At 52.0% G+C, this 23,795-nt stretch carries 19 protein-coding genes; 10 read left to right on the plus strand and 9 right to left on the minus strand.

The window, feature by feature from the left end:
* The first annotated feature begins 537 nt into the window (after positions 1–537).
* Positions 538–741, plus strand: coding sequence for a hypothetical protein (locus tag K2H17_RS06520; RefSeq protein WP_300132830.1), 204 nt, complete (start codon positions 538–540; stop codon positions 739–741).
* A 1,569-nt stretch (positions 742–2,310) separates the two neighbouring features.
* On the opposite strand, the gene K2H17_RS06525 is transcribed toward K2H17_RS06520, so the two are convergent.
* Both K2H17_RS06525 and K2H17_RS06530 read right to left on the minus strand, forming a co-directional pair.
* On the minus strand, positions 2,311–3,780 hold the full coding sequence (locus tag K2H17_RS06525; protein WP_300132833.1) for a DUF1846 domain-containing protein: 1,470 nt from the start codon (positions 3,778–3,780) through the stop codon (positions 2,311–2,313).
* Positions 3,781–3,912: 132 nt separating this feature from the next.
* On the minus strand, positions 3,913–4,590 hold the full coding sequence (locus K2H17_RS06530; protein ID WP_300132836.1) for an SGNH/GDSL hydrolase family protein: 678 nt from the start codon (positions 4,588–4,590) through the stop codon (positions 3,913–3,915).
* 284 nt (positions 4,591–4,874) lie between these two features.
* On the opposite strand from K2H17_RS06530, the gene K2H17_RS06535 reads away from it, so the two are divergent.
* A complete protein-coding gene (locus K2H17_RS06535; RefSeq protein ID WP_300132838.1) occupies positions 4,875–6,947 on the plus strand; it encodes a SurA N-terminal domain-containing protein in 2,073 nt (690 codons plus the stop codon).
* 160 nt (positions 6,948–7,107) lie between these two features.
* Here the strand turns inward: K2H17_RS06535 and K2H17_RS06540 are convergent, their stop codons facing one another.
* The gene (locus K2H17_RS06540) at positions 7,108–8,979 is read right to left on the minus strand and encodes a DNA polymerase III subunit gamma/tau (RefSeq protein ID WP_300132841.1); all 1,872 of its coding nucleotides are present in this window, start codon (positions 8,977–8,979) and stop codon (positions 7,108–7,110) included.
* A gap of 255 nt (positions 8,980–9,234) precedes the next feature.
* Between K2H17_RS06540 and K2H17_RS06545 the strand changes: the two genes are divergently transcribed.
* On the plus strand, positions 9,235–10,572 hold the full coding sequence (locus K2H17_RS06545; protein WP_300132842.1) for an ATP-binding protein: 1,338 nt from the start codon (positions 9,235–9,237) through the stop codon (positions 10,570–10,572).
* 92 nt (positions 10,573–10,664) lie between these two features.
* Here K2H17_RS06545 and K2H17_RS06550 read toward each other — a convergent pair whose 3' ends face one another.
* From K2H17_RS06550 to K2H17_RS06575, 6 genes are all read right to left on the minus strand, one after another.
* Positions 10,665–12,686: a hypothetical protein gene (locus tag K2H17_RS06550; protein ID WP_300132844.1), complete on the minus strand. Its 2,022-nt coding sequence runs from the start codon at positions 12,684–12,686 to the stop codon at positions 10,665–10,667.
* 78 nt (positions 12,687–12,764) lie between these two features.
* Positions 12,765–13,565 carry a metal ABC transporter permease gene (locus tag K2H17_RS06555; protein ID WP_300132879.1) on the minus strand — a complete coding sequence of 267 codons (801 nt, stop codon included), beginning with the start codon at positions 13,563–13,565 and terminating at the stop codon, positions 12,765–12,767.
* 68 nt (positions 13,566–13,633) lie between these two features.
* Complete coding sequence (locus K2H17_RS06560; protein ID WP_300132845.1) at positions 13,634–14,026, minus strand: phospholipase; 393 nt, start codon at positions 14,024–14,026, stop codon at positions 13,634–13,636.
* Positions 14,027–14,385: 359 nt separating this feature from the next.
* Entirely contained in the window at positions 14,386–15,648 is a 1,263-nt protein-coding gene (locus tag K2H17_RS06565) for a 3-phosphoshikimate 1-carboxyvinyltransferase (RefSeq protein WP_300132846.1), read from the minus strand.
* 60 nt (positions 15,649–15,708) lie between these two features.
* Positions 15,709–16,281, minus strand: coding sequence for a hypothetical protein (locus K2H17_RS06570; RefSeq protein WP_300132849.1), 573 nt, complete (start codon positions 16,279–16,281; stop codon positions 15,709–15,711).
* Complete coding sequence (locus K2H17_RS06575) at positions 16,278–17,336, minus strand: lysylphosphatidylglycerol synthase transmembrane domain-containing protein (protein ID WP_300132851.1); 1,059 nt, start codon at positions 17,334–17,336, stop codon at positions 16,278–16,280. The genes K2H17_RS06570 and K2H17_RS06575 overlap by 4 nt, the downstream gene beginning before the upstream one ends.
* A gap of 415 nt (positions 17,337–17,751) precedes the next feature.
* Here K2H17_RS06575 and K2H17_RS06580 point away from each other — a divergent pair, with 415 nt between their 5' ends.
* The 7 genes from K2H17_RS06580 to K2H17_RS06610 are packed head-to-tail and all read left to right on the plus strand — an operon-like array spanning position 17,752 to position 23,774.
* The gene (locus K2H17_RS06580) at positions 17,752–18,222 is read left to right on the plus strand and encodes a hypothetical protein (RefSeq protein WP_300132853.1); all 471 of its coding nucleotides are present in this window, start codon (positions 17,752–17,754) and stop codon (positions 18,220–18,222) included.
* A 3-nt stretch (positions 18,223–18,225) separates the two neighbouring features.
* Complete coding sequence (locus tag K2H17_RS06585; RefSeq protein WP_300132855.1) at positions 18,226–18,933, plus strand: DUF4919 domain-containing protein; 708 nt, start codon at positions 18,226–18,228, stop codon at positions 18,931–18,933.
* A gap of 19 nt (positions 18,934–18,952) precedes the next feature.
* Complete coding sequence (locus tag K2H17_RS06590) at positions 18,953–20,464, plus strand: GH3 auxin-responsive promoter family protein (RefSeq protein ID WP_300132858.1); 1,512 nt, start codon at positions 18,953–18,955, stop codon at positions 20,462–20,464.
* A 14-nt stretch (positions 20,465–20,478) separates the two neighbouring features.
* Positions 20,479–21,867: an alkaline phosphatase gene (locus tag K2H17_RS06595; RefSeq protein ID WP_300132861.1), complete on the plus strand. Its 1,389-nt coding sequence runs from the start codon at positions 20,479–20,481 to the stop codon at positions 21,865–21,867.
* 35 nt (positions 21,868–21,902) lie between these two features.
* Complete coding sequence (gene recF, locus K2H17_RS06600; protein WP_300132863.1) at positions 21,903–23,006, plus strand: DNA replication and repair protein RecF; 1,104 nt, start codon at positions 21,903–21,905, stop codon at positions 23,004–23,006.
* On the plus strand, positions 23,003–23,293 hold the full coding sequence (locus K2H17_RS06605) for a DUF721 domain-containing protein (protein ID WP_300132865.1): 291 nt from the start codon (positions 23,003–23,005) through the stop codon (positions 23,291–23,293). The genes recF and K2H17_RS06605 overlap by 4 nt, the downstream gene beginning before the upstream one ends.
* A gap of 16 nt (positions 23,294–23,309) precedes the next feature.
* The gene (locus K2H17_RS06610) at positions 23,310–23,774 is read left to right on the plus strand and encodes a thioesterase family protein (protein WP_300132868.1); all 465 of its coding nucleotides are present in this window, start codon (positions 23,310–23,312) and stop codon (positions 23,772–23,774) included.
* Positions 23,775–23,795: the final 21 nt, after the last annotated feature.

Here is a 23,795-nt window from a genome sequence, read left to right on the forward strand (position 1 = left end):
AGCTCGCTATGCTCCTTCAATTCAGAGCCATATCCACCTCAATACTTTCGCTCAGATTTTAACTATTGTTATTAAACAACTCTAAGAAAGCGATGGACGAGTACGTATTCATAAGGATGGCCATTTTCTCAGCTCCTGCCTATGTCCTTTTGACAGAACGGATCAATTCGCACGTGCGAAATAAATTCCCCAAACGGATAATCCGCTATCCGATATTTTTGTTACTGTTTACAATTATCGGATGGATTGAGGAAGCTTTTTTGACATGGCTTCTTGAAGAAAAATGGTCTTGGTTCTGAGCGAAAATCCACAGAGAGACCACAAAAGAAGAACAAAACGGGCGAAAAAAGAATCGCGAGATTATTTTAACAAAACGACCACTGATTTACAAGCGTTTACGCACACAAAAAGAAGAATTAAAACACAAAAAGAATAGCGACTGAGCCACAAAACAGCCATAACTTTGCATCGAAATCAACAACGATTTCCAACCGATCCGGAAATTCACGAATCAATAACTTAATAAATTTCGATGCAATGAAAAAACTCTTTATTCTCTCAGCTCTCTTCGCAACATTAACCATCACTTCTTGCTCCGAAGACAACACATTCAACCCCGACATCCACTACACCGAACGAAGCCCCAAACCGGAAGTAATCTACAATCCTGAGCTTATTGATGCTTTTGAAAAACTCGACAGCCTCAATGCAATATCTACCGACCTGACAATCGAGCAATAAATATGATATCCGCAAAGCTTGGATTAATAATAGTTATTGTCATAGCTATTGATTTTATCGTCAATTCATTTCTTATTAAAAGAAAAAATACCGATTTGAAATCCAGCATTTTAGACATGCTTATATCGGTTTGTTTTATAATAGGACTTATTCTTTTCAATGCCTATATTAACGAGATTGACGATGTCTTTGACAGTAGAATTTCCACTATCGTTATCGCTTCTATCCTTTCCTCAAGTATTTCGGAGGTGTTCACCGGACTTTGGGATAAATGCTTTAAAGACAAGATAAAGCTACGAAAGACAGGCAAATTTGTCTCATATATCGGTTTTTTTGTCATAATACTTCTGATATCGCCTCTTTTCGGATTTGCAGCTGTCATATAAACGATATTCCGGACTTCAAAAGCATACTGGTCCGGCTTGGGAAAGTCGGGCTGAGAATGCTACTCATACAATACCTCATAATAAGACAACAGACAACTCAAAACGGGTGCTTTTGAAGTTCATATCAAGCAGCCTCGATGGCAGAATAGCACTGCTGTCGTGGCTGCATGTCTCCCATGTTTCGCACCTACGGCGCTCTTTTGTGGGGAGAGGATGTTTCGTAAACCATAGCTGCGGACACCTACGGCGCCCTTGCAATGGCCTGGAATCTTCGGACCGCTACGCGGCCAGCCTGCACCCAAACCTAATACCCAAGTGCATCCGCAACCCCAAATCCCCATTCCATCTCCCAAAGGCGCAACCGCCATCCGAATGGTGCATTCGCATCACATCCAAATGGATGCCCAGAATGCCAATCCGGATGGGCGTCCGCAGGACGCAGATTTATCATAGCCCGTGACGCCATGTGCGTCACGGGTAAAAGATTTCCCCATATTATAATGTGTCCGATAGGACACGGATTTACGGATTCACATTGTTTCCGAAGATCGGATCAACAATTGTTGCCAATTTCGATGATGGTAAATCGGTGTCCTGATCGGACACCTTTCTTTGTATATACGCCAAACCCGTGACACCTTCGCTTACGCGTCGGTGTCACGGGCTATGATAAATCTGCGTCCTGCGGACGCCCATGCGGATTATATGGCAAATACCCATGCAGATTGTGGTGGCAAACATCCATTCGAATGTATTGCAGACACACCATCCGGATTGACATTCTGGACATCCATTTGGATTGTGGTGGCAAACACCCATTCGAATGTATTGCGGACACTGCATCCGGATTGACATTTCGGATACCCATTTGGATGTGATGCGAATGCACCATCCGGATGGCTGACACGCATTGGCATTGGATGTTAAGGTTGTTAATGCACTTGGAAATTGGTATGTGGACGCCAATGCGGAGTGTGGTGTACGGATGCACTTGGGTATTAGGTTTGGGGTGCAGGCTGGCCGCGTAGCGGTCCGAAGATTCCAGGCCATTGCAAGGGCGCCGTAGGTGTCCGCAGCTGTGGTAATTATGCAACCTCCACCAAACAAAAAAAGCGCCGTAGGTGCGAAACATTACAATCACGCTTCGCTCCTACGGCTCTATTCGTTTATCTACGTAGATGGATCAGGCCTTGACTTTCTTCTGCGGATCGCAGGTGAGGCCAACACCGAGTTTCTTGAAAATCTTATGGTCCACCTCTCCGAGCATAACTGTCGAATGGACCTGACAGCCATTGAGTTCGGGAAGCTTTTCGAGAGCACGGCGGCAATTCTCATCGTGGGTACTCAAAACCGAGAGCGCCACGAGCACCTCGTCGGTATGTAGACGCGGATTGCGGCTGCGCAGATAGTTGATCTTGGTGTTCTGAATCGGCTCGATCATATCCTGAGGAATCAGCTTGACAGAATGGTCGATCCCCGCAAGATGTTTGACAGCATTGAGAATCAGAGCCGCGCTCGGACCCAACAGGGCGCTGGTCTCGGCTGTGATAATGGTACCGTCGGCAAGCTCGATGGCCGAGCAGGGCACACCGCTGCGCTCCGCACGTTCCTTTGCGGCCTTGATCGGGCGGCGATATGAAGTGTCGATCTTGGCCTGCTTGAACAGGAGAGCGATCTTGCTGACCTCGTTCTCGTTTGAATCTCCCTGGGCGAAGCGGTTGAGAGCCGTGTAGTAGCGGCGGATGATCTCGTTTTTCGAAGCATCGCAGCAGACCTCGTCATCGTTGATGCAGAAGCCGACCATGTTGACACCCATGTCGGTCGGCGACTTGTAGGGATTCTTGCCGTAGATGCCCTCAAAAAGAGCGTTGAGCACGGGGAAAATCTCGATGTCGCGGTTATAGTTGATCGCCGTCTTGCCGTAGGCCTCAAGATGGAAGGGGTCGATCATATTGACATCGTTGAGATCGGCAGTCGCAGCCTCATAAGCGATGTTGACAGGATGTTTCAGCGGAAGACTCCACACAGGGAAAGTCTCGAACTTGGCATATCCGGCCTCGATTCCGCGCTTGTGTTCATTGTAGAGCTGACTGAGACAGACTGCCATTTTGCCGCTACCGGGGCCGGGAGCCGTAACGATGACCAGCGGACGGGAAGTCTCGACATAGTCGTTTCGGCCAAAACCGTCGTCGGAGTCGATCAGATCGACATTAGTCGGATAACCGTCGATCGTATAATGATAATAGGTGGTGATTCCCATGCGCTCCAGCTTCTGGCGGAACGCGTCGGCGCTCGACTGACCGTTGTAGTGGGTGATGACCACGGATCCTACCAGGAAGCCGCGGTTCTGAAACTCCTTGCGCAGGCGAAGGACATCCATGTCATAGGTGATTCCGAGGTCATTGCGCACCTTGTTCTTCTCAATGTCAAGCGCGCTGATGACGATTACGATCTCCGCATGGTCGCTCAGCTGACTGAGCATCCGGAGTTTACTGTCGGGCTGGAAACCGGGCAACACACGGCTTGCGTGGTGGTCGTCAAAGAGTTTGCCTCCGAGTTCGAGGTAAAGCTTGTTGCCGAACTGAGCAATTCGCTCTTTGATATGTTCGGACTGAATTCTGAGATATTTCTCGTTGTCAAAACCGTATTTCATAACGGATTACAAAATTAGTCATTTCTCTCGATCCAAGCAAAAATCGACGAAAAAAATCTGCAAATTCACACGCCCAATTTTAGGATCTGCAAGCCTTAACATCAAGAAACAAGCAATCTATCAGCACAAATTTCAGTCGATTGCGGCGCTGACCTGCTCGGCGATGCTGGTCATGCCTTTGACGGTCGGATGGCCGGCCATTTTGTCGATGTCTGTCAGCCGGATGGTCTTGACTCCGTGACGCCCGCAGAGGGTGAGGATTGACTCGGTCACCTCAGGACGCAACTCGGAATTGACTATGAAATAGATCTCGGTTCCGGGATAATAGTCTTTCATGATGGCAAGCATACGGTCAAGAGCCGGACGCAGCGTGTAGTAGTCAGGCTTCTTACCTTCAGGAGTCTCATATTCACCTACTTCGACCCCGGCCCATGAATCGTTGGTACCACCGAAAATCAGAATGATGTCAGGCGAGCCGAGGGCCTTGGCCCGCGTCAGAAACGAACGGTCCTTATAGTCCTTGCCTTCATAGCCGCGGTTGCAGATCGTGGCTCCGGAATATGAATTGTTGGTCACCAGACGCCATCCCCTCTGGCGGATAAGCTGCTGCCACCAGGTCTGCCCCACCTCGGTCACGTCGGTGCGTTCGAGTTTTGGTTTAGAGTAATACCAGACAAGATTCGTGTCAGGTACCATATATCCCTGGAAAGTAGAGTAGGAATCGCCTAAAATCGAGACTCCGACACGCGGACTGACAGCCCCGGCACAGAGTCCGGCGGCAAGGAAGAGCAGTAACAGTAATTTTTTCATATCGGTTTTCACTGAATCAGGTTAGAGAGCTGCAAAGTGACGTTGAAAAACGACACCTTATAAATATGAAACGGCCTGGCCGAGGCTATATTGCCTGCGAAAAAACGGAGTGGAGAAAAAATTTGATGCTTTTTCAGCCATTTTTCCGAGAAAGCACACTGTTTTTTCAAGGTCTTAATTTTGAATTAATTGGAAATAATGCTACCTTTGTGCGTTAATTTCGGGCATTGTATCTGAAATCTGTTCTAACCACGCTTAAATCAAAAATCATCTAAACATATCTAATGGCAACTTTAGAAAAAATCCGTAGCAAGTCAGCGCTCTTGCTCATCATCGTTGGAGCCGGTCTGCTGGCTTTTATCATCGGTGACTTCTTTACTTCGGGCCGCACACTCTTCGGCACCGGAACTACCATTGCAAAAGTAGACGGCAACAAGATTGACATTCAGGAATTCCAGCGCCGTGTGCAGGAAGCCTCTCAGCAGGCTCAGGCACAGAACCAGCGCATGGACAACGCTGTGCTTCAGCAGCAGGTGCTCAACTCAATGATCGCCGAAAAGCTTTTCGATAATGAAATCCAGGATTTAGGTCTGACTGTAACCGACCAGGAACTCACCGACATGATGGTCGGCAAGAATTCCCAGTATGTCGACCGCATGGTTCAGCAGCAGCTCGGTGTACCCGACGCGAAGACTGCCCATGACATGGCTTTCAACCCCACAAAATACGGTATGCAGCAGGCTCAGGCCCAGCAGCTCCAGGCCTATTGGCTCGACCTCGAAAAATCTGTTGAACGCATGCTCCTCCAGCAGAAATTCCAGAATCTTTTCCAGGGCACCCTCGTGGCCAACGAACTCGACGCCAAAGCCCTCTATGACGACAACGCTGCAACCGCCCACGTGATCTACGCCAAGCAGGACTACTCGACCCTCAAGGACGAAGACTTTGAGGCAAGCGAAAGCGACATCAACGCTCTCTACAACGAAGAGAAAGCCCGCTATGCCATCGACGAGCCCAGCCGTCTGGCCAGCTATATCTCAGTCAACATCGTTCCTTCTGAAGCCGATATCCTCGCCGGTCAGAAGAAAGTCGAAGACGCTCTTGTAGCTCTCAACTCCAATCCTGAGATGCAGGGTCTCGCAGACATGCCCGAATTCGTTGTTGACCGCCGCAAGGTTTCTCAGACTGATCTCGACAAGCAGGCCCGTCTGAAGAGCGCTGTTGACTCTCTCTCGGTCGGCAAAGCTGTCCTCGTCAGCAAGACCGGCAACGACTACCTCCTCGCCAAGCTCCTCGGCAAAGACACCGAAGTAGCCGATGTCAAGATCGACTTCCTCGCCGTTCAGGGTTCAAAAGCTCAGGTTGACTCACTCGTCGGCCTTCTCAACTCAGGCGCATCGCTTGACAGCATCGCAGCTTCACCCCTGGTAGCCCAGTCACAGAAAGACATGGAAATCTCTCTGCTCGACGCCAACTATGCTCCCATGAAGGAACTCATCGCCGACCGTGCAACCGGAGTCTACTTCACTCCCGACACTCTTGCCGAAGGCGGACGCATCTTCCGCGTGAGCGAGCGCAAAGCCCCTGTCGCTGTCTATGACCTCGCAAGCGTGACTTTCACTACCGAACCCTCAAACGCTACCATCAACGATCTCGACGCCGCTCTCCGCAAATATGTGGAAGAAAACAAGACAGCTAAAGAATTCGTTGAAAATGCCCAGGAAGCCGGCTATACAACCTTCCCCGCAAGCGTGACCGCATCTTCTCCGATGATCGGCAACCTCAACGACTCTCACTCGGCAGTAGCCTGGGTGATGGACGCTAAGAAAGGCCAGGTTTCACCCGTGTTCGGCGATATCCAGACCGGTCGCTTCCTCGCAGTAGCACTCGACGACATCTATGACGGCGGTTATGTCCCCGTTCGCGACAAGCAGGTTCACACCATCCTCGCATCACGCGCTGTCAACAACAAGAAAGCCGCCAAGCTCATCGCCGACTATGAAGGCAAGGCCAAAGACGTGGCTGGTTACGCTCAGCTCATGAAAACTTCCGTGGACACCACTACCGTAAACTTCGGCCAGTACATGATCCCCGGTCTCGGCATGAACGAAAGCATTGTGATGGGTAAGATCGCCAACGCTCAGAAAGGCGCTCTCGTCGGTCCTCTCAAGGGCAACAACGCAGTGATCGTGATGCAGGTTACCGAGATTGACAACGCAGGACGTCCCTTCGATCTTGACGAAAACACCATCCGCTTCAATCAGCAGCGCGGTGCAGCCCGTATGATCAACACTCTCGACCGCATTCTCCTTGGCAACAAGAAAGTAACCAACAACATCAATACTTTCTACAAGTAAGAATCCACAGCGTCGATAAAGACAAAGATAAAAAGCCGCGGGCTTGTGTCGGTTATGACACAAGCCCGCGGTAATTTTTTTCTGATAGGATTGAAAACAACAGTCTGAAAAAGGCCAAAGCCGAAATATGCCTCCGGAAAATCCGGCGACGGCTTCCGCCCTACCCTAATGTCAGGCCGAGATCGTCGATGAAGCCCCGGAGGGCGGGAATATTTTCAACCATGTGGTTCAGGACCTCGCGCTCGTTCCATGTGTGGGGCGATGCGGCTCCCTGGTTGATTTCAACAACAAGAGAGAAGTGGTCGTTTGAAAGCTCGTCGCGCACGGCCTGAAGAAGCGCAGGAAAAGCCTGCTCCACGGTCTGGCGCTGCATTTCATTCTCCACCATTATCTTATAGGTGTGACCCTCCTGAGGAGCCGGGAAAGAGGCTCGCATGGTGTTGATCAGAATGTGTTCGGTCGGATGGGCCTGCATGAAATTCTGCCAGGCCTTGTTGAGCTGCTCGCGGCTGTAAGGCTCGTTGCGTTTAGGCATTGTCACGCCTGCGCCCTGCTGCACCTGGGCCGTCTGCGCGGCATCTCTCGAATGATTAATGGAGAAAGTGCCTGTGGACCGCTTGAGAGGCTTTTTCAGAGGCGTCATCGGACGCGGGGCTGCATTATATGAAGCAGCTGGAGCTGAAACAGCTGTCGGCTGCGGCGCGGGAGCCTGGGCATAAGCCGCCGGACGCGGAGCTGCTGCCTGAACAGGCTGCATGGCAGGAGCCTGACGGGAACCGGAAACAGGAGCGGCGGCATTCTGCGCCACAGAAGCCGATACTGCCCCACCCTGCTGGCCGCCTGCCTGGGCCGGTGCCGCTTGTGGCTGTGACTGGGGAGAGGCGCCGGGATTTATTTTCTGTAACTGCCCCTCGCCCTGGGCGCCGTTATCGTGGGAGGGGCTTAGCAATTGGCATATCTTGGCAAGAGTCAGTTCTATGAGGAACTGCTTGTTGGAGGCTGTGCGATAGTTCAGATCCGCTTCATTGCAGAGATTCATGGCCCTGTAAATGAAGTCAGGCGAGCATTTCGCTGCGGTCCCGGCCATAGCTTTGCGGGCCTCGTCGTCGGCTTCGAGAAGCACGATGGTCGAGGGATCGCGGGCAACCATAAGATCACGCATGTAATCCCCTAAGCCGTTGATGAAGAAATGCGAGTCGAAACCACGGTCACGGATCTCCTTATAGATCAGCCAGGTGTCCAGCACCTTGCCTTCAAGGAAACAGTCAAGCAGACGGTTGTAGTAGTTATAGTCAAGGACGTTGAGATTGTCGATGGCACTCTGATAGGTGATGTTGCCCCTTGAAGAAGCGGCCACCTGGTCGAAGATCGAAAGCGCGTCACGCATGGCGCCATCAGCCTTGCGGGCTATGATGTTGAGAGCTGCCGGATCGGCTGTAATCCCCTCTTTTGAAGCCACATAAGAAAGATGGTCGATCATATCACGCACCGTTATACGCTTGAAATCGTAGATCTGGCAGCGTGAGAGGATGGTCGGAATGATCTTGTGCTTCTCGGTTGTCGCAAGAATGAAAATCACATAGGAAGGCGGCTCTTCCAAGGTCTTGAGAAAGGCATTGAAAGCCGCAGGCGAAAGCATGTGGACCTCATCGACGATAAAGACTCTGTATGAACCCTGTGACGGCGGGATCTGCACCTGCTCCACAAGCTGACGGATGTCATCGACACCGTTGTTTGAAGCGGCGTCAAGTTCGATGATATTGAGTGAGTTGCCCTCGTTGAACGCCCGGCAGCTGTCACACTCGTTACAGGCCTCCCCGTCGGGTGTCGGATTGGCACAGTTGATTGTCTTGGCGAAAATTCGTGCGCATGAAGTCTTGCCGACACCGCGCGAGCCACAGAAAAGATAGCTGTGAGCCAGCCTGTGGGTCGCGATAGCATTCTTCAGTGTCGCTGTCAGAGCCTGCTGACCTACCACACTGTCGAACGTTGACGGACGATACTTTCTTGCTGAAACTATGTAGTTTTCCATACTCACAAATTTACATACTATTATCCGTTTTTCCAAACCCCGACTCCGGCAAACCAACCCCAAAACCATTCTTACGGCTCAAAATTTTGTTATCTCTCTACATTTTGCCTTCTCTCTTCTTTTACCAAATTTCGCCACGGCGAAAATAACCACGGCGAAATTTGGTTTGTCGGCCACATTATCCTATCTTTGCAAAAATAACCGTGGCGAAAATAACCACGGCGAAATTTAAAATAGATTTAAAAGCAGCAACTTATGAAATTTTATAATCGTGAACGTGAGTTACGGCAACTCTCAGAAATCAGAGAACGTTCGTTCGGTAACCATTCGCAAATGACCGTCATAACAGGCCGTCGGCGCATCGGAAAGACCAAACTGATACTGAAAAGCTGTGACTCTACTCCGACAGTCTACCTCTTTGTAAGCCGCAACAGCGAGGCTACCCTGTGCCAACAGTTTTCAGAGTCGCTGCGGCGGTCGCTGGATTGCTATGTGCCTGACGGAATCACCTCCTTTGTACAGTTGTTTGAGCAGATTATGGTCATCGGTAAGACAACAGCATTCAACCTTGTGATTGACGAATTTCAGGAGTTTTTCAATATAAATCCCGCCATATTCAGCGGCATACAGGATGTGTGGGACAGATACAAGGACATCACGAATGTCAATTTCATAGCATCAGGATCGGTTTATACTCTCATGCACCGGATATTCATGGATTACAAAGAGCCTCTTTACGGCAGATGTGACACCATCATCCGTCTGCGGCCGTTCTCGACCGGAGTGCTCCGCGAGATTCTTTCAGACTATTTTCCGCAACACAGCAACGATGATCTGCTCGCACTCTACACAATCACCGGTGGCGTACCAAAATACATCGAACTGCTGATGGACCGCGGTGCATTCTCCGTCGATGCCATGATCGGTCAAGTGATGGAAGAGAACTCCATCTTCCTTGAAGAAGGCACGATACTGCTCACTCAGGAATTCGGCAAAAAATACGGAAATTATTTCTCTATCCTCTCGGCTATTGCCTCAGGACGGAACACAGCCGCGGAAATATCCCAGTCAGTCGGTGATGCAAGTCTCGGAGGGATGCTCATGCGCCTGGAGGAAGACTATGAGCTGATTTCAAAGAAGCGCCCGGTGCTGTCGAAAGAGCGCAGTCAGAACGTGCGCTATGAAATCGCCGACAATTTCCTGCGTTTTTGGTTCAGATATGTGAGCCGCAATCAGAATCTGCTCCAGATGGGGCTGAACGACCGCCTGCGCGACATAGCCCTCGCCGATTATCCTACCTATTCCGGCCTGACGCTTGAAATGTGGTTCAGGCAGAAGCTGAAAGAGACCGGAGACTATAAAGAGATCGGTTCATGGTGGAACAACGCGAAAGGTGCCGGAACCGATCAGCAGGAAATCGATATCGTAGCCATTCCCGTCGACAGCAAGGCTCCCGTCTTGGTAGCAGAGGTCAAAAGGCATGGAAAAAATTTCAAGCCTGAGCGCTTTGAAGAAAAGGTTAACCACCTGCGTGACAAAATTCTTCACGGATGTAAAATAGAATCACGCCTCCTGACTCTTGACGATATGTAATATTATTTGATATGTAACATTAATCGGTGCGGTTTCAATCCAGAAATCGCACCGATTGCAATATTTAAATTCTTTGTTATCTGTCGACGGGTTTACTTCACGGGGCGCGGAGCTTCGTTGGCCTTTTCGGCGGGACGGCGCTTGGCGAGGTTGTCGGAGAAGGCTTTGAGATCTATCGAGCCGTTCTTGATGGCCGAACGCATGGTGCGGCGGTTGGCGGAGTCGCTGAACGAACCTTTGGCACGCCAGATGAGATCTGCTGCAAGATTGGCTTTTTCGTTGGTGCAACGGCCTGCGACAGCATAGTAAGGATTGTTGACAACAGCGTCGATGTCGCCCTCTTCAATGGCCTTGAAGAGCGATTTACCCATCTCGCTCTGAAGCTTGGAAAGATCCCAGACCGGATTTGAATTGAGATAGGCCACATCGGCTTCCTCCTGAGGCGTCAGGGCTACGGGGGCAGGCTGTGTCTCCTCTCCCGGAGTTGCATCGGCGGCAAACTCCTCGGCGGGAGCGGGATCCGAAGTGGAGCCTGTGAACTGAGGCAGAAGCCATGTCAACAGCACAATCGCGATGATGACTCCCAGACCGCCCCAGAGGAACGCTCCACGGCGATACCAGGCTTTGCTGTCGGCTGAATCGTCGTCATCGTCATCATCATAGTCGAAATCAGGTCTGACAGTCTGATCTACGGGCGCTTTTTCAGCCTCTCGCCTGTCTGCCACAGGAAGAGTGGCATCAATCGGACGGCGATCCGGCTTGGCCTCATCAGAGACATTTTCAAATTTAGGAGCCTTGTGGGCAGGCTCTGAAGCCGACTCACCGCGGGCAGCCTCGAAATTCGGGGCCACGGGGCGGCTGGTGATGCGTACATCAACGTTGTAGACCTCGCTGTCGTCCTGAGTGACAAGACGGTGGGCGCGGAATCCGTGGAAATTGCCTGAGTGGAGGCGATTGTATTCAGAGGTATTCTTTTCGATCGAGATCTGCTGCTCAAACACACGTCCGTCACCGAAATCGAGGCGCAGCGTCACTCCCTGTTCGACAGGCTGCATGACGAGTTCAAGTTCCTCTGTCACAAGCATCTCAGCCGAAGGCTTCTTCAGCTTGAGTGTACGGTAGTTGTTGGACTGTACGGTCAGTTCAACATCCGTATCAGGCTGGAGATCCTTTTCAAACAATTCGATGAAAGGATCCATCGTGTTGACCGGACGTCCGTTGAGAGTGATCGTATAGCCGTTGAGAGCCACACCCTTGGCTGACAGCACTTTGACGGGTATGCGGCGTTCGAAACGTATGCCGGTCTGCGCCGCTGACCGCACGGCGATGGTCGATCCTTCATATTTGGTATAGGCCGACGGGGTGCCGACAATGACAGTCTCCACATGGGTATTGAAACCCTCCTTGCTGAACGAGAGTTCCAGACGGTCGCCGTCATAGACCTGCATGCTGGAGGCTGTCACACCCTCAGGGCAGACAACGGAGTAGAGTTTGCGAATCGGGGCTGTGATGCGTGGCATCTTCACACCCGGACGCAGAGAGGTGGTAGCCGACACAACGATTATGCAGCGGTAACCTTCATAGCCCGGCTGACAGGGGAAAGAGAAGATGGATTCCAGTTCCTGCTGTGATATATAGGTTCGATAGGCCGCTTCAGCGGGCTTTTCGTCATCAGCGGGAGCCTTATAGCGCCACGCTTCAAGCTGAAGAGGCTCTGTCGGGACAGAGGCCTGGGCGAAAGCCTCGTCGACAGCTGCATCTGAAAGATTTTCCTCTTCGATGAACGCTTTTTTCAGATTGTTGAATGCGTTCATCAGCTGACGTCCGGTCAGCGAACAGCCGTCGCTGACAAGAAGAGAGATCATCATGTAACCGCGTTCGGGATTAAGGGCGTTGCGTGTGATCAGCGAAAAGTAATGTCCGAGCGGTGTCGACTGGAGTATATAGCATTCGTTGGCGTTGAGAAAGCGCTTCACTGCCGCACCCGGCTCGACAAGAGTCGAATTCCAGCGCGGATCAAAGTCATTTTCTTCAGAGGGATAGGAGTAGAGTGTGCGTGTCGCTCCCTGAACCTCACCTCTGAGAGCTACATGAAGATATGAATATTCGGGCATAATCCTGTGGGAGTTATCTTATAGAGTATAATAATCTACAAAAGTACTAAAAATCTCTATCCCGACCAAAAACAGAACTCAGCGGACAAGCGCCTTGCCGAGGCGGGTCACTATGTAGGCTCCTGTCATAGTCAGGACTATCAGAGCCGAGCACGGCACATCAATGACCGTAGCCATGAAAAGGCCGCCGAGACAGCAGAGCAGTGAGATCAGGATCGAGAGCAACATCATTGACTTGAAACGGTTGCAGAATATCTCGGCTATCATCTGTGGCAAGGACAGCATAGACATCAGCAGCATGACTCCGACCAGACGGATGGTCAGCACGATGCAGACCGCAACCAGTACGGTCATGGCGGTGGTGATGAAGGTCACCGGCAGACGGCACACTCGTGCAAAGTCCGGATCGAAGGCACAGATGACAATCTTGCGGAAAAAAGCCGCCATGAACAGCAACAGGACGACCGTGAAGATTCCGAAAGCCCACAGGTCGCCGTGAGTGATGGTCAGAATATTGCCGAAGAGAAATGCGTTGAGTTCCGGAACATAACCCGGCGTAAGAAATATGAAGAGAGTACCCAGAGCCATTCCCAAAGCCCATATTACGGCAATGGCCGAATCCTCGCGGACACGGTGATGGCGCGCCATCCATTCCACTCCCAGCGACGAGCCGACGGCAAACACCGCCGCCATGAATATCGGATTCAGACCGAGAAAATAGCCAAGTCCCAGACCGCCGAAGCAGGCATGGGTGATGCCGCCTGAAATCGACACAAGCCGACGGGTCACTATATAGGTGCCTATGATTGCCGAAGCGACGCTCAGAAGCAGCACTCCGATCACGGCACTCCGGAAGAAGTCATACTGAAGTATCTCGATCATATCTTATCATCAGAGAGAGTTTTTGAGGAAGATAATAATACTGAAGATAATAATACTATTGTAAATCAGCCCTTGACCAGCATCAGCCATTCGTCACGCAGGGAGGAGGGGAGAGCTATCCCGCGTCCGGTCAGCGCCACTCCCCAGGGATAGATATCATCCGGCAGAAGCGTGTAGAGCACCTCACGGAATTCCTCCGTTTCGCTTTCGGTATAACTGTCGGCCTGACGGCCTGCAAAGCGGTCAAGCTCCTCATCGTCGAAATAGACCGGGCCGGCGGCAGGGGAGAGGCCTTTCTCACAGACCGCATGCTGACCGCAACAGACTTCGCCATCTGTCTCTCCGGAAGCATCGGACGGGGCAGGGGAGCACTCACCCTCGCCATCGGAACGATGGGTCAGGCAGAGAATCAGTCCGGTGAGGACCGTAACTGCGAGTATTATCAAAGCGCCTGTCATCTGATGTGAATTTTAAGAGGTTGTTTAACAACAATAGTTAAAATCTGAGCGAAAGTTTTGAGGTGAATATGGCTCTGAATTGAAGGAGCATAGCGAGCTATGTGACTGAAATGAAGAGTCATAGGCGCCCAAAACTTTCGCAGGCGACGGTATTATCTTTTTTTCTTTTAATAATTTCATGTTTCAATAGTTAAAGTTACCTGAGCCTTGGTGTCTCTTTTGCTAAATTGTTGAAATTCGTCAGTCACATAGCTCGCTATGCTCCTTTCTCATTTACAACAATTTATCTAAAAGATACACCACTCAGATTTTAACTCTTGTTTTTAAACAACCTCTAACTCTTGCTTCTGAACAACCTCTTATTCAACCGGGTCGGGTAGGGGTGCGTCGCCGTCAAGCAGCGTGAAACCGGCCTCACGGAGTTCATCCCAGAATCCCGGATAGGACTTGCTGACAACTTCGACATCGTTGATGACAATGCCGGGGATATAGAGAGCCACAGGAGCAAGACACATGGCCATGCGGTGGTCATCATAAGTCTCGAAGCGCGGAAGCTCGGTAAAGGGCCTGCGCTGACCTTCCCACGTCAGGACATCATTGCCCTCAGGCTGAAGGAGCAAACCGATCTTTGAAAGTTCCGTGCAGACAGCCTTCACTCTGTCGGTCTCCTTGATGGCCAGGGTGGACAGACCTGTAAAATGGAAGGGAATGCCGAGCATCGCACAGGTGACAATCACATACTGCGCCAGATCAGGAGTGTCGGAGAAGTCGATCTTCAGACGCGCCTCCTGGTCGGGAGAGGCCACGAGGTCAGTTCCGCCATCCTCACCCTCCCACTCGGTCACCACACCGAGACGGGCAAAAATATCAGCCAGTTTGCGGTCGCCCTGACAGGATTCGCGGCAGAGATTGTCAATGGTCACGGCTCCCGACGAAAGAGCCTCGATCTCATACCATGCCGCCGCCGCGCTCCAGTCGCCCTCAACCTCAGCGGCAAAGGGGCGGTAGGCCTGAGGCGATATCGTAACGGTGTCGCCGAAGAAATCGCTTTCAATCCCGGCATCCTCCATCATCTTCAATGTCATCATTATGTAGGGACGCGAGACAGTCTCTCCGCTCAGTGTCAGCTTCAGACCCTGCTCCATGAGCGGCGCGACCATCAGAAGAGCGGAAATATACTGTGAACTGACTGTCGAGTCGAGGGTCAGCTCTCCCCCTTTCAGCCTGCGTCCGATGATGCGCAACGGAGGAAAGCCTTCCTCTCCGGCATATTCAATCTCCGCACCCAATGAGCGCAGAGCATCGACAAGCACAGCGATCGGGCGGTGACGCATTCGCTCACTGCCGTCAAGAATTACCCGGCAACCGGGCCGGGAGGCCATGAAAGCCGTGAGGAAACGCATAGTGGTTCCGGCGGCCCCGACGTTGATCACGTCTGCGTCCAACGAAGAAAGCGCACGGCGCATGGCGTCAGTGTCGTCACATTCAGCCACATTTTCAAGCGGCACCGCTCCCGGAGTGAGAGCATTTATGATCAGAGCGCGGTTGCTCATGCTTTTGGAGAGCGGAAGCCGCAGCCGGGCCTCGACAAAACCGTCGGGAGGTAGTATTCGATAGTCCACTGTCAGTTAGAAAGAATATTTAAAGGAGGATGTTTATAATGTAAATTTTATGTCTTTATGTCAGTTTTCAGCCGGGACAAAGTCGACGGCCACAGTATTTGAGGCGCCACGCCAGGGCAGAGTGCCGTAGTAACGCTTGAAAGTCACCTTGACCGGACGTCCGCTGCCCTGATACTGCTGTAAGCGCAGGGCAAGATCCTCATCCGGAATGCTGAAATTCAAGTCACGGGAATAGATACGGGTCGTGTCGGCCAGCTGTGACTCGCTGACCATCTCACCCTCGAATGTCGGGAAAACAATGCCGCGCTTTTCGACAAGAGTCACATAGCCTATGGCCCGCGATTCTGTCACATAGGGCACAAAATAGCGGATGGTGACTGCCACGGCAAGCACCACGGCTACAATCAGGAAAAACCACAGCCATCCGTGGCCGCGCTTCTTCTCTGCCTGTGGCTTTTGAGGCTCACCGCCTTCACTGTTTCCGCTCTCACTGAAATCAAATGACGGGGCGGATGCCGGTCGGTCGGCTTCTGAGGGCAGGGCAGGGGAGCCGTTGCTGTCAGTGGCTGACGGCTGATTTTTCCGGCTGAAATCATGCAGGAAATAATCCTCTTCGCTATCGTCGAATTTCATTTTGCTTCTGTTTTTGAACGTTTTGAAAAAGCTATGCAGCCGAAGGTGAAAAGTCCCTGAACAATGAGCATCAGCGTCTGTGATCCCATCACAAGATTGGCAAATGTCAGGGCATATTCACGAGTCAGCCCGGCAACACCTGAAGCATAAAGCGTCAGGCCGAAAATCATGGCCCACTGCCAGGGGCCTATACCGCCGTTTGACGGCACTCCCATCGAAAGGCTCGTCAGCACAAAGCAGACTGCCAGGGCGGTCAGTCCGTGGAGGTTCAGCACTTCGGTTGTCAGCGGAAACGCACGGAAAGCGCAATAGAGAGCCGTGATGTAGCATCCCCAGAGCATAACGGTGTAAAGCAACCAGCGTCCGCGTCCCGGCATCGTGGCCACGACAGCGAAACCTTTCCAGAGACCGCCGCACAGACTGCGTATCTTGGCAATGACCCTGTGTTCGGGAAATTTAACAAAAACCGCCCAGACGACAATCACCGCAGCGATCACAAAGCCCCAGAGCAGGGGAGAGGTGATCAGTTCGCCGAGCCGCGCCATCGCACCTCCGCTCTGACCGAGATATTCACTGAGCTGTGCGCCGGCAGGAATGAATGTCAGCAGCAGAAGAATCAGCACCGTCAGGGTGTCGGCCAGACGGTCGGCAACCATCGAGCCGAAGACCGTGGTGAATGGAGCGCGCTCGCGGGCGGCTATATAGCCTGTGCGCCACAGCTCTCCGAGGCGCGGCAACACGAGATTGACCGAATAGGTCCCGAAGATACTCAGTACCAGTTGCCAGAACGACGGCCTTATGTCAAGCGCCCTGAGCTGGATCTGCCACCGGGCCGCACGGAAAACCTGAGCCATGATTCCAAGCAGCAGGTTTGCCACGATCCAGCGGAAATCACATTCCCTGCGCACAATTTCCCACATTCCGGCCAGATCAATATCACCGTTGCTGAACAGAAGCCAGCAGAGGCCTATGGAAATAACCAGCGGAACGCCATATTTCAGCAGAGCGCCCAGGAAAGTTGTTTTATCAGTTGATTCTATGGAATTTCCGTCCATTGGACTTGGTTTTCGTTTTTATGAATGTCTGTGGTTATCTGACAGTGTATTCCGAAAAATGCCGACAGCTCTCCGGCAACCGCATATTTCTGCTTCTCAGCGTCAAATAACTCTCTAAAATGCAAAGTTATGACAATTATCTGAAAGGACAAAATGCAACATCCTAACCGACAGACCGTGCAGAACATGATTTTTTAGTTTCGCACCTACGGCGCTCTTTTGTGGTGTGGAGGGGGTGCCTCGTAAACCATAGCTGCGGACACCCCATCCGGATTATATGGCACCCCTCCCCACACAAAAAGAGCGCCGTAGGTGCGAAACTAAAATCTGATTCCGCAACTCTGACTCCGGGCGGCAACATTGTGACCACAATTTACGTTGTACATAAAACGAAACCTCACGTCAACGCAAAACCATGCTTATACTAACCGTCATTCTGCTTTTAGCCGGACTCGGACTTGTTTTCATCTCGAACCGCTACGGGATCATCGCTGTCTACGCAGGCCTCTGTTGCGCCGCGTCAAAAGCCTCGCTTCCTGTGACCAACACACTGATTTTCTGGGGCATCGCGACCGTCATTGTGGTAGCCCTCTCCTTCATGCTCCCGAAAAGCGTCTCAGGCTCACGCCGCGGACTCGGCTACATTGCCGGAGCAGCTTTGGCCGGAGCAATGGTCGGGCTGGTCATCTCCCACGCCTGGATGATCATAGGCGGAGTTGCAGGAGCGCTTCTCGGTGGAATAGCATACAGCAAAACTCCTGCCGGAAAAGCCCTCGGATTTCCATCTTCCAAATTTTTAAACTATCTTTGTGCCAAGGGACTCCCTGCCGTGATAGCAGTCTGCATGGCCGGGACCGCTCTTTTATGGCTCATCTTTAAAATTTGAAATATGCGCATCGTTTTCTCCATCATACTTTCAGTCTTCATTTCAATCGGTGTCTGCGCCCAGTCCGGCACCAAGCAGCTCAAACGCGAAAAGCCTGATCTCGAAAAAATCAGGCTTGAGACTCTTGACAGCAAGTCGCCATACTATTATCCGCGCCTGATGAAAGAGTTTCAGCGCAACGACACTCTGATGAAGATCGACAAATACCGCCACCTCTATCTCGGCTACATGTTTCAGGAGGACTACAACCCCTACCGTTCCTCGCAGCGTGACATCCAGTACAACGTCCTTGACCGCTCGCGCAAACTGACCCGTCAGGAGTGTGACTCCGTCATCATGTATGCCGAAAAAGCCCTTGCCGACAATCCCTTCAACCTCGGCGAAATGGTCATGCTGATCAAAGCCCTCAGAGAGAAAGGCAAAAACAATCTGGCCAACATCTGGCAATACAAGCTCAACTATCTGCTGATGGCCATCGTCTCGACCGGTACAGGCGAGGATGAGGAAAACGCCTGGTATGTCATCGAGCCTCAACACGAATATGTCCTTCTTAACATGATGGACTACTCTGTGGCAGACCACGTCTTCTACGATCCATCCTACGAATACATAACCGTCAAGGACTCCAAAGGGCAGTCGCGCGGAGGTTTCTACTTCAACATCGGCCCGCTCCTTCAGGAATATTACCGCAAACATCCCGACGAACTCTGAAAAGACGAACTCAGAAACAATGAATTTCACACCTCTCGCACGCGCTTTGTTCAGACGGAGAGTGACTGAATCGCTCTCCTGGACCGGACGTATACAGGAAATTCAGCTCAGGCAGCTCGACTTTCTGCTGCGCAATCTGCGGCAGACCGGATGGGGAGCGGCGATGGGCCTGAGTGAGGCCAGAAACTACGACGATTTCCGGCGTCTTCTGCCCTCGCCTGTGGCCTATGCACAGATGCGCCCCTATGTGATGAGAATGATAGCAGGGGAGAAGGATGTCCTCTGGCCGGGACGCACACGCAATTTCGCCCAGTCATCCGGAACCTCCGACGGAAAGAGCAAATACATCCCCGTCACCTCCGACTCCTTCAAGCGCTCACACTACAAGGGTGGAGGCGATGTAGTGGCCCACTATCTCAATCTCTATCCCGACAGCCGCATCTTCGCAGGCAAAAGTTTCATTCTCGGCGGAAGTTTCGCCAATGAACTCGAACTTCCTTCAGGGGTGAGAGTCGGCGACCTTTCGGCCAACCTTATCGAAAACATCAATCCGCTGGTCAACCTGACCCGCGTTCCCTCCAAAAAGATAGCTCTGATGGAAGACTGGGCCGTGAAACTGCCTGCACTCGTCAGAGCCGCATCCGACCGGAACATCACCAATATTTCAGGTGTGCCATCCTGGTTCCTTACAGTGCTCAAACAGATCATCAAGGCCAAAGGAGCGCAGACAATCCATGACGTCTGGCCCAATCTTGAGGTCTTCTTTCACGGAGGCATCTCGATGGCCCCCTACCGCGAGCAGTACAGCCACATCACCGATCCGCGCATGAGATACCTGGAGTGTTACAACGCCTCAGAAGGTTTCTTCGCCCTCCAGAATGCCATCGACGATCCGGCAATGCTCCTGCTGCTTGACTGCGGGACATTCTTTGAATTCATACGCGTCGATGACGCCGACTCTGACCGCCCCGAAATCATACCGTCATGGAAAGTGGAAGAAGGAGAGGTCTATGAACTCGTCATAAGCTCCTGCAACGGACTCTGGCGTTATCCTCTGGGCGACACCGTGCGCATCGAGTCGGTCGAGCCGCTGAAAATCACCATTGCCGGACGCACCAAGAGCTACATCAACGCTTTCGGCGAGGAACTCATGGTCCAGAACGCCGAAGCAGCCCTGACAAAAGTCTGCACCGCACTGGACTGCGAGATAGCAAACTATACGGCAGCGCCCGTCTATGCCTCAGACCACTCCCGCGGACGCCACGAATGGCTGATAGAATTCAACCGCGAACCTGCCTCGATCGACGAATTCGCACAGCAGCTCGACCTGGCACTCCAGCAGGAAAACAGCGATTATGAGGCAAAACGCAGCCACGGAATCTTTCTCGATCCTCTGACAATACTCAAGGGCAAAAGAGGAGTCTTCGACAAGTGGCTGGCCTCGACAGGCAAGCTCGGCGGACAGCGAAAGGTGCCGCGCCTTTCAAACTCCCGCCACCCGATTGATGAAATACTGAAATTCAACCAATAATACAGATTATTATCATGCGAACCAGATTATTCTCACTTCTTACAATGCTGACGGCTGCCGGGGCCATGTTCGCCGGCACTCCGAAATATGTATTCTACTATATCGGCGACGGCATGGGTATGGGACAGGTAATGGCTGCCGAAGCCTACAACCGCACTGTGCTCGGTAATGACGACCATCTGCTGATGATGCGCTTTCCGGTAGCCTCGACCGCTACTACTTTTTCCGCATCAAGACCTGTGACTGACTCGGCTGCGGCTGGAACAGCTCTTTCAACAGGCCACAAGACCAGGAACGGAATGCTCGGAATGACTCCTGACTCAACCGAGGTGGTATCTATCGCCAAGACTCTGTTCGACGATGGTTTCGGAGTGGGAATCGTGACTTCGGTCGCTCCTGACGATGCTACACCGGGTGCATTCTACACCCATGTGCCGAAACGATCCATGTACTACGAGATAGGCAAAGACGCAGCCTCCTGCGGCTACGATTTCATTGCAGGATCAAACTTGCGCGGAATCAAGGACAAGAAGGGACAGCCGACAGACCTGATGAAATATTTCGTCGAAAACAATGTCTCGGTGGTCCGCGGAGTAGACGCGCTTGAGACCGTGGACACCCGACGTGTAGTCCTGCTCAACACAGACTCCGTCAATGTCGGCAACATCGGCTACACGATCGACTCCATCCCCGGAGTGCTGACACTTCCCGTGATGACCGAAGCCTGTCTGAAACATCTTCAGAAAAACGGCCATGACAGCTTTTTCATGATGGTCGAAGGCGGCAACATCGACCATGCCGGACATGGCAATGACGGCCCGACACTCATCAAGGAAATTCTGAACTTCCAGGAGGCTCTCCAGATAGCCTATGACTTCTATCTCGAACACCCCGACGAAACACTTATCGTCGTGACAGCCGACCATGAGACCGGAGGAATGGGACTCGGCAACAACAGCTTAAGCTATAACCTGCGGCTCAAATACATCGACTATCAGAAAGTATCGAAATCGGCATTTTCCAGATACTGCAAAAGCCTGATGAAAAACCGCCGTGCCTACCGCTGGGAGGACATGAAAGAATATCTCACCGAGAATTTCGGATTCTGGAAACATGTGCCTGTCTCAGAAGAGCAGACCGAGAAGCTCAAACAGGATTTCGAACGCTGCCTTGTGATGCGCAGCGGAAAGGATCAGAAAACCCTCTATGACAATTTCAACGAATTCGCGGAGACAGTCTCCGAAATCATGGACAAGGCTACCGGACTCGGATGGACAACCACCGGCCACAGCGGAGGTCTTGTGCCTGTCTATGCAATCGGTGTCGGCGCTGAAAAATTCGCCTCTTTCAACGACAATACAGACATTCCCAAGATCATTCTTGACATTGTCAGCGGCAAATAGGCACAGCCTCTGAAATTTTCAGTAATTTTGCACCCGTGAGATTAGAAGAACTGTCACTGACAAATTTCAAGAACATCCCGGAAGCCCGTCTGGAGTTTTCGGGAAAGGTCAATTGTTTCCTTGGCAATAACGGAATGGGCAAAAGCAACATGCTGGATGCCATCTACTTCCTGAGTTTCTGCAAAAGTTTCTCGCGGGTTCCGGACAAAATGCTGATCCGCCGCGGCGAGGGATTTGCAATAGCCCGCGGCAGATATGTCCGCAAGGATATGGACGAGGAACTGATCCTCGGCCTTTCCGCCGGACGCCGGAAGAGCCTTAAGCGGGGCGGAAAGGAATATGACCGCCTGAGCGCCCACATCGGCAGCTTCCCGCTGGTCATGGTAGCTCCACAGGACATCGACCTCATCCGCGAGAGCGGCGAGGAGCGCCGCCACTGGATGGACATGGTCATCTCACAGAGCGACCCTGTCTATCTCGACCACCTCATCCGCTACAACCGTGCGCTCGAACAGCGCAACAGACTGCTGCGCGAGGGATCCGTAGACCATCATCTCTATGGGGCCGTGGAGACTGTCATGGAAATGTCAGCCGACTATATCCACTCCGTCCGTACCGAGCAGATCTCACGTCTGACCGTCATCTTCGACCGCTACTACTCCTCAATTGCAGGCAGCGGCGAACATGTATCCCTCAGCTATCAGAGCGGCCTCAACAGGCCTGACGTTACGCTTCAGACTCTTCTTGACGAAGCCCGCCGCCACGACGAGATTGTCAGACACACCTCTGTCGGCATCCACCGCGACGACATCGGAATGGAACTCGAAGGAATGTCGATGAGGCGCACAGGTTCGCAGGGCCAGTGCAAGACTTTTACCATAGCCCTTCGCCTGGCCCAGTATGATTTCCTCCATGAGGCAACAGGCATCCGCCCGATCCTGCTGCTCGACGATATTTTCGACAAACTTGACGCTTCGAGGGTCGAGAGAATCATGGAGCTTGTCACTTCCGACTCCTTCGGCCAGATATTCATCACTGACACCAACCGCACCCACCTCGATGAGATCATGCGCCGGACAGGCGGAGATTATCGCATGTGGAGTGTCGAAAACGGTATTTTCACCCCCAACAGACAATGAAGCGCACCTATCCGAAACACATAGCAGGCATAATAGACGAGGCGATGGAGCGGGCAGGTCTTACCGAAAGCCTCAACGGGCAGAAAGCCGCCGCAGCCTGGATCGACGTGGTCGGTCCGGCCATAAACCGCTACACCACCCGCCGATATGTAAGTTCAGGTGTGCTGCATGTCTATCTGACCTCGGCTCCTCTGAAAAATGAACTTTCCTTCAACCGCGACCGACTGATCTCGGCCATCAACCGTGTGGTCGGCGCAGAAGTGATAAGTGACGTACAGTTTCATTAAACAACCTCTAAAAATCATGAGTTCAACCTACTGTGAATCCATTGTGGAAAACTATCGCCACCGGATGCCGTTGCAGATGAGATTCAATGACATCGACATGCTCGGCCATCTCAACAACAGCGTCTATCTCACAATGATGGATCTTGCCAAGGCCCGATATTTCGAGGCCGCCAACGGAGGTCCGGTCGATATCAGAACCCTTGGAGTGGTAGTTGTCAATATCAACGCTAATTTCTGTGCCCCGACCTTCCTTGACGAAGAAATCGAGGTGGAGACTGCCGTTGTCTCCATCGGCGAAAAAAGTCTGATGCTCGAACAGCGCATATATGCCGTCAGAGACAGGCAGGTAAAATGCACATGCCGGACAATCATGTCCGGCTTCGACATCCGCACCAATACCTCGATCCCGATCTCGGAAGAGTGGATCGAAAAACTCGAAAATTATGAAGGCCGTCCGCTCCGACGCAAGAAAACCGAATGATTTTCTCGCCTGACAACTCTG

Source organism: Duncaniella sp., assembly GCF_029054785.1.
Taxonomy (GTDB): Bacteria; Bacteroidota; Bacteroidia; order Bacteroidales; family Muribaculaceae; genus Duncaniella.

What these genes read in the sequence shown, in the direction of transcription:
- K2H17_RS06520 (WP_300132830.1), top strand. Translation starts at nt 538, where the DNA reads ATGAAAAAACTCTTTATTCTCTCAGCTCTCTTCGCAACATTAACCATC.
- K2H17_RS06525 (WP_300132833.1), bottom strand. Translation starts at nt 3,780, where the DNA reads ATGAAATACGGTTTTGACAACGAGAAATATCTCAGAATTCAGTCCGAA.
- K2H17_RS06530 (WP_300132836.1), bottom strand. Translation starts at nt 4,590, where the DNA reads ATGAAAAAATTACTGTTACTGCTCTTCCTTGCCGCCGGACTCTGTGCC.
- K2H17_RS06535 (WP_300132838.1), top strand. Translation starts at nt 4,875, where the DNA reads ATGGCAACTTTAGAAAAAATCCGTAGCAAGTCAGCGCTCTTGCTCATC.
- K2H17_RS06540 (WP_300132841.1), bottom strand. Translation starts at nt 8,979, where the DNA reads ATGGAAAACTACATAGTTTCAGCAAGAAAGTATCGTCCGTCAACGTTC.
- K2H17_RS06545 (WP_300132842.1), top strand. Translation starts at nt 9,235, where the DNA reads ATGAAATTTTATAATCGTGAACGTGAGTTACGGCAACTCTCAGAAATC.
- K2H17_RS06550 (WP_300132844.1), bottom strand. Translation starts at nt 12,686, where the DNA reads ATGCCCGAATATTCATATCTTCATGTAGCTCTCAGAGGTGAGGTTCAG.
- K2H17_RS06560 (WP_300132845.1), bottom strand. Translation starts at nt 14,026, where the DNA reads ATGACAGGCGCTTTGATAATACTCGCAGTTACGGTCCTCACCGGACTG.
- K2H17_RS06570 (WP_300132849.1), bottom strand. Translation starts at nt 16,281, where the DNA reads ATGAAATTCGACGATAGCGAAGAGGATTATTTCCTGCATGATTTCAGC.
- K2H17_RS06575 (WP_300132851.1), bottom strand. Translation starts at nt 17,336, where the DNA reads ATGGACGGAAATTCCATAGAATCAACTGATAAAACAACTTTCCTGGGC.
- K2H17_RS06580 (WP_300132853.1), top strand. Translation starts at nt 17,752, where the DNA reads ATGCTTATACTAACCGTCATTCTGCTTTTAGCCGGACTCGGACTTGTT.
- K2H17_RS06585 (WP_300132855.1), top strand. Translation starts at nt 18,226, where the DNA reads ATGCGCATCGTTTTCTCCATCATACTTTCAGTCTTCATTTCAATCGGT.
- K2H17_RS06590 (WP_300132858.1), top strand. Translation starts at nt 18,953, where the DNA reads ATGAATTTCACACCTCTCGCACGCGCTTTGTTCAGACGGAGAGTGACT.
- K2H17_RS06595 (WP_300132861.1), top strand. Translation starts at nt 20,479, where the DNA reads ATGCGAACCAGATTATTCTCACTTCTTACAATGCTGACGGCTGCCGGG.
- K2H17_RS06605 (WP_300132865.1), top strand. Translation starts at nt 23,003, where the DNA reads ATGAAGCGCACCTATCCGAAACACATAGCAGGCATAATAGACGAGGCG.
- K2H17_RS06610 (WP_300132868.1), top strand. Translation starts at nt 23,310, where the DNA reads ATGAGTTCAACCTACTGTGAATCCATTGTGGAAAACTATCGCCACCGG.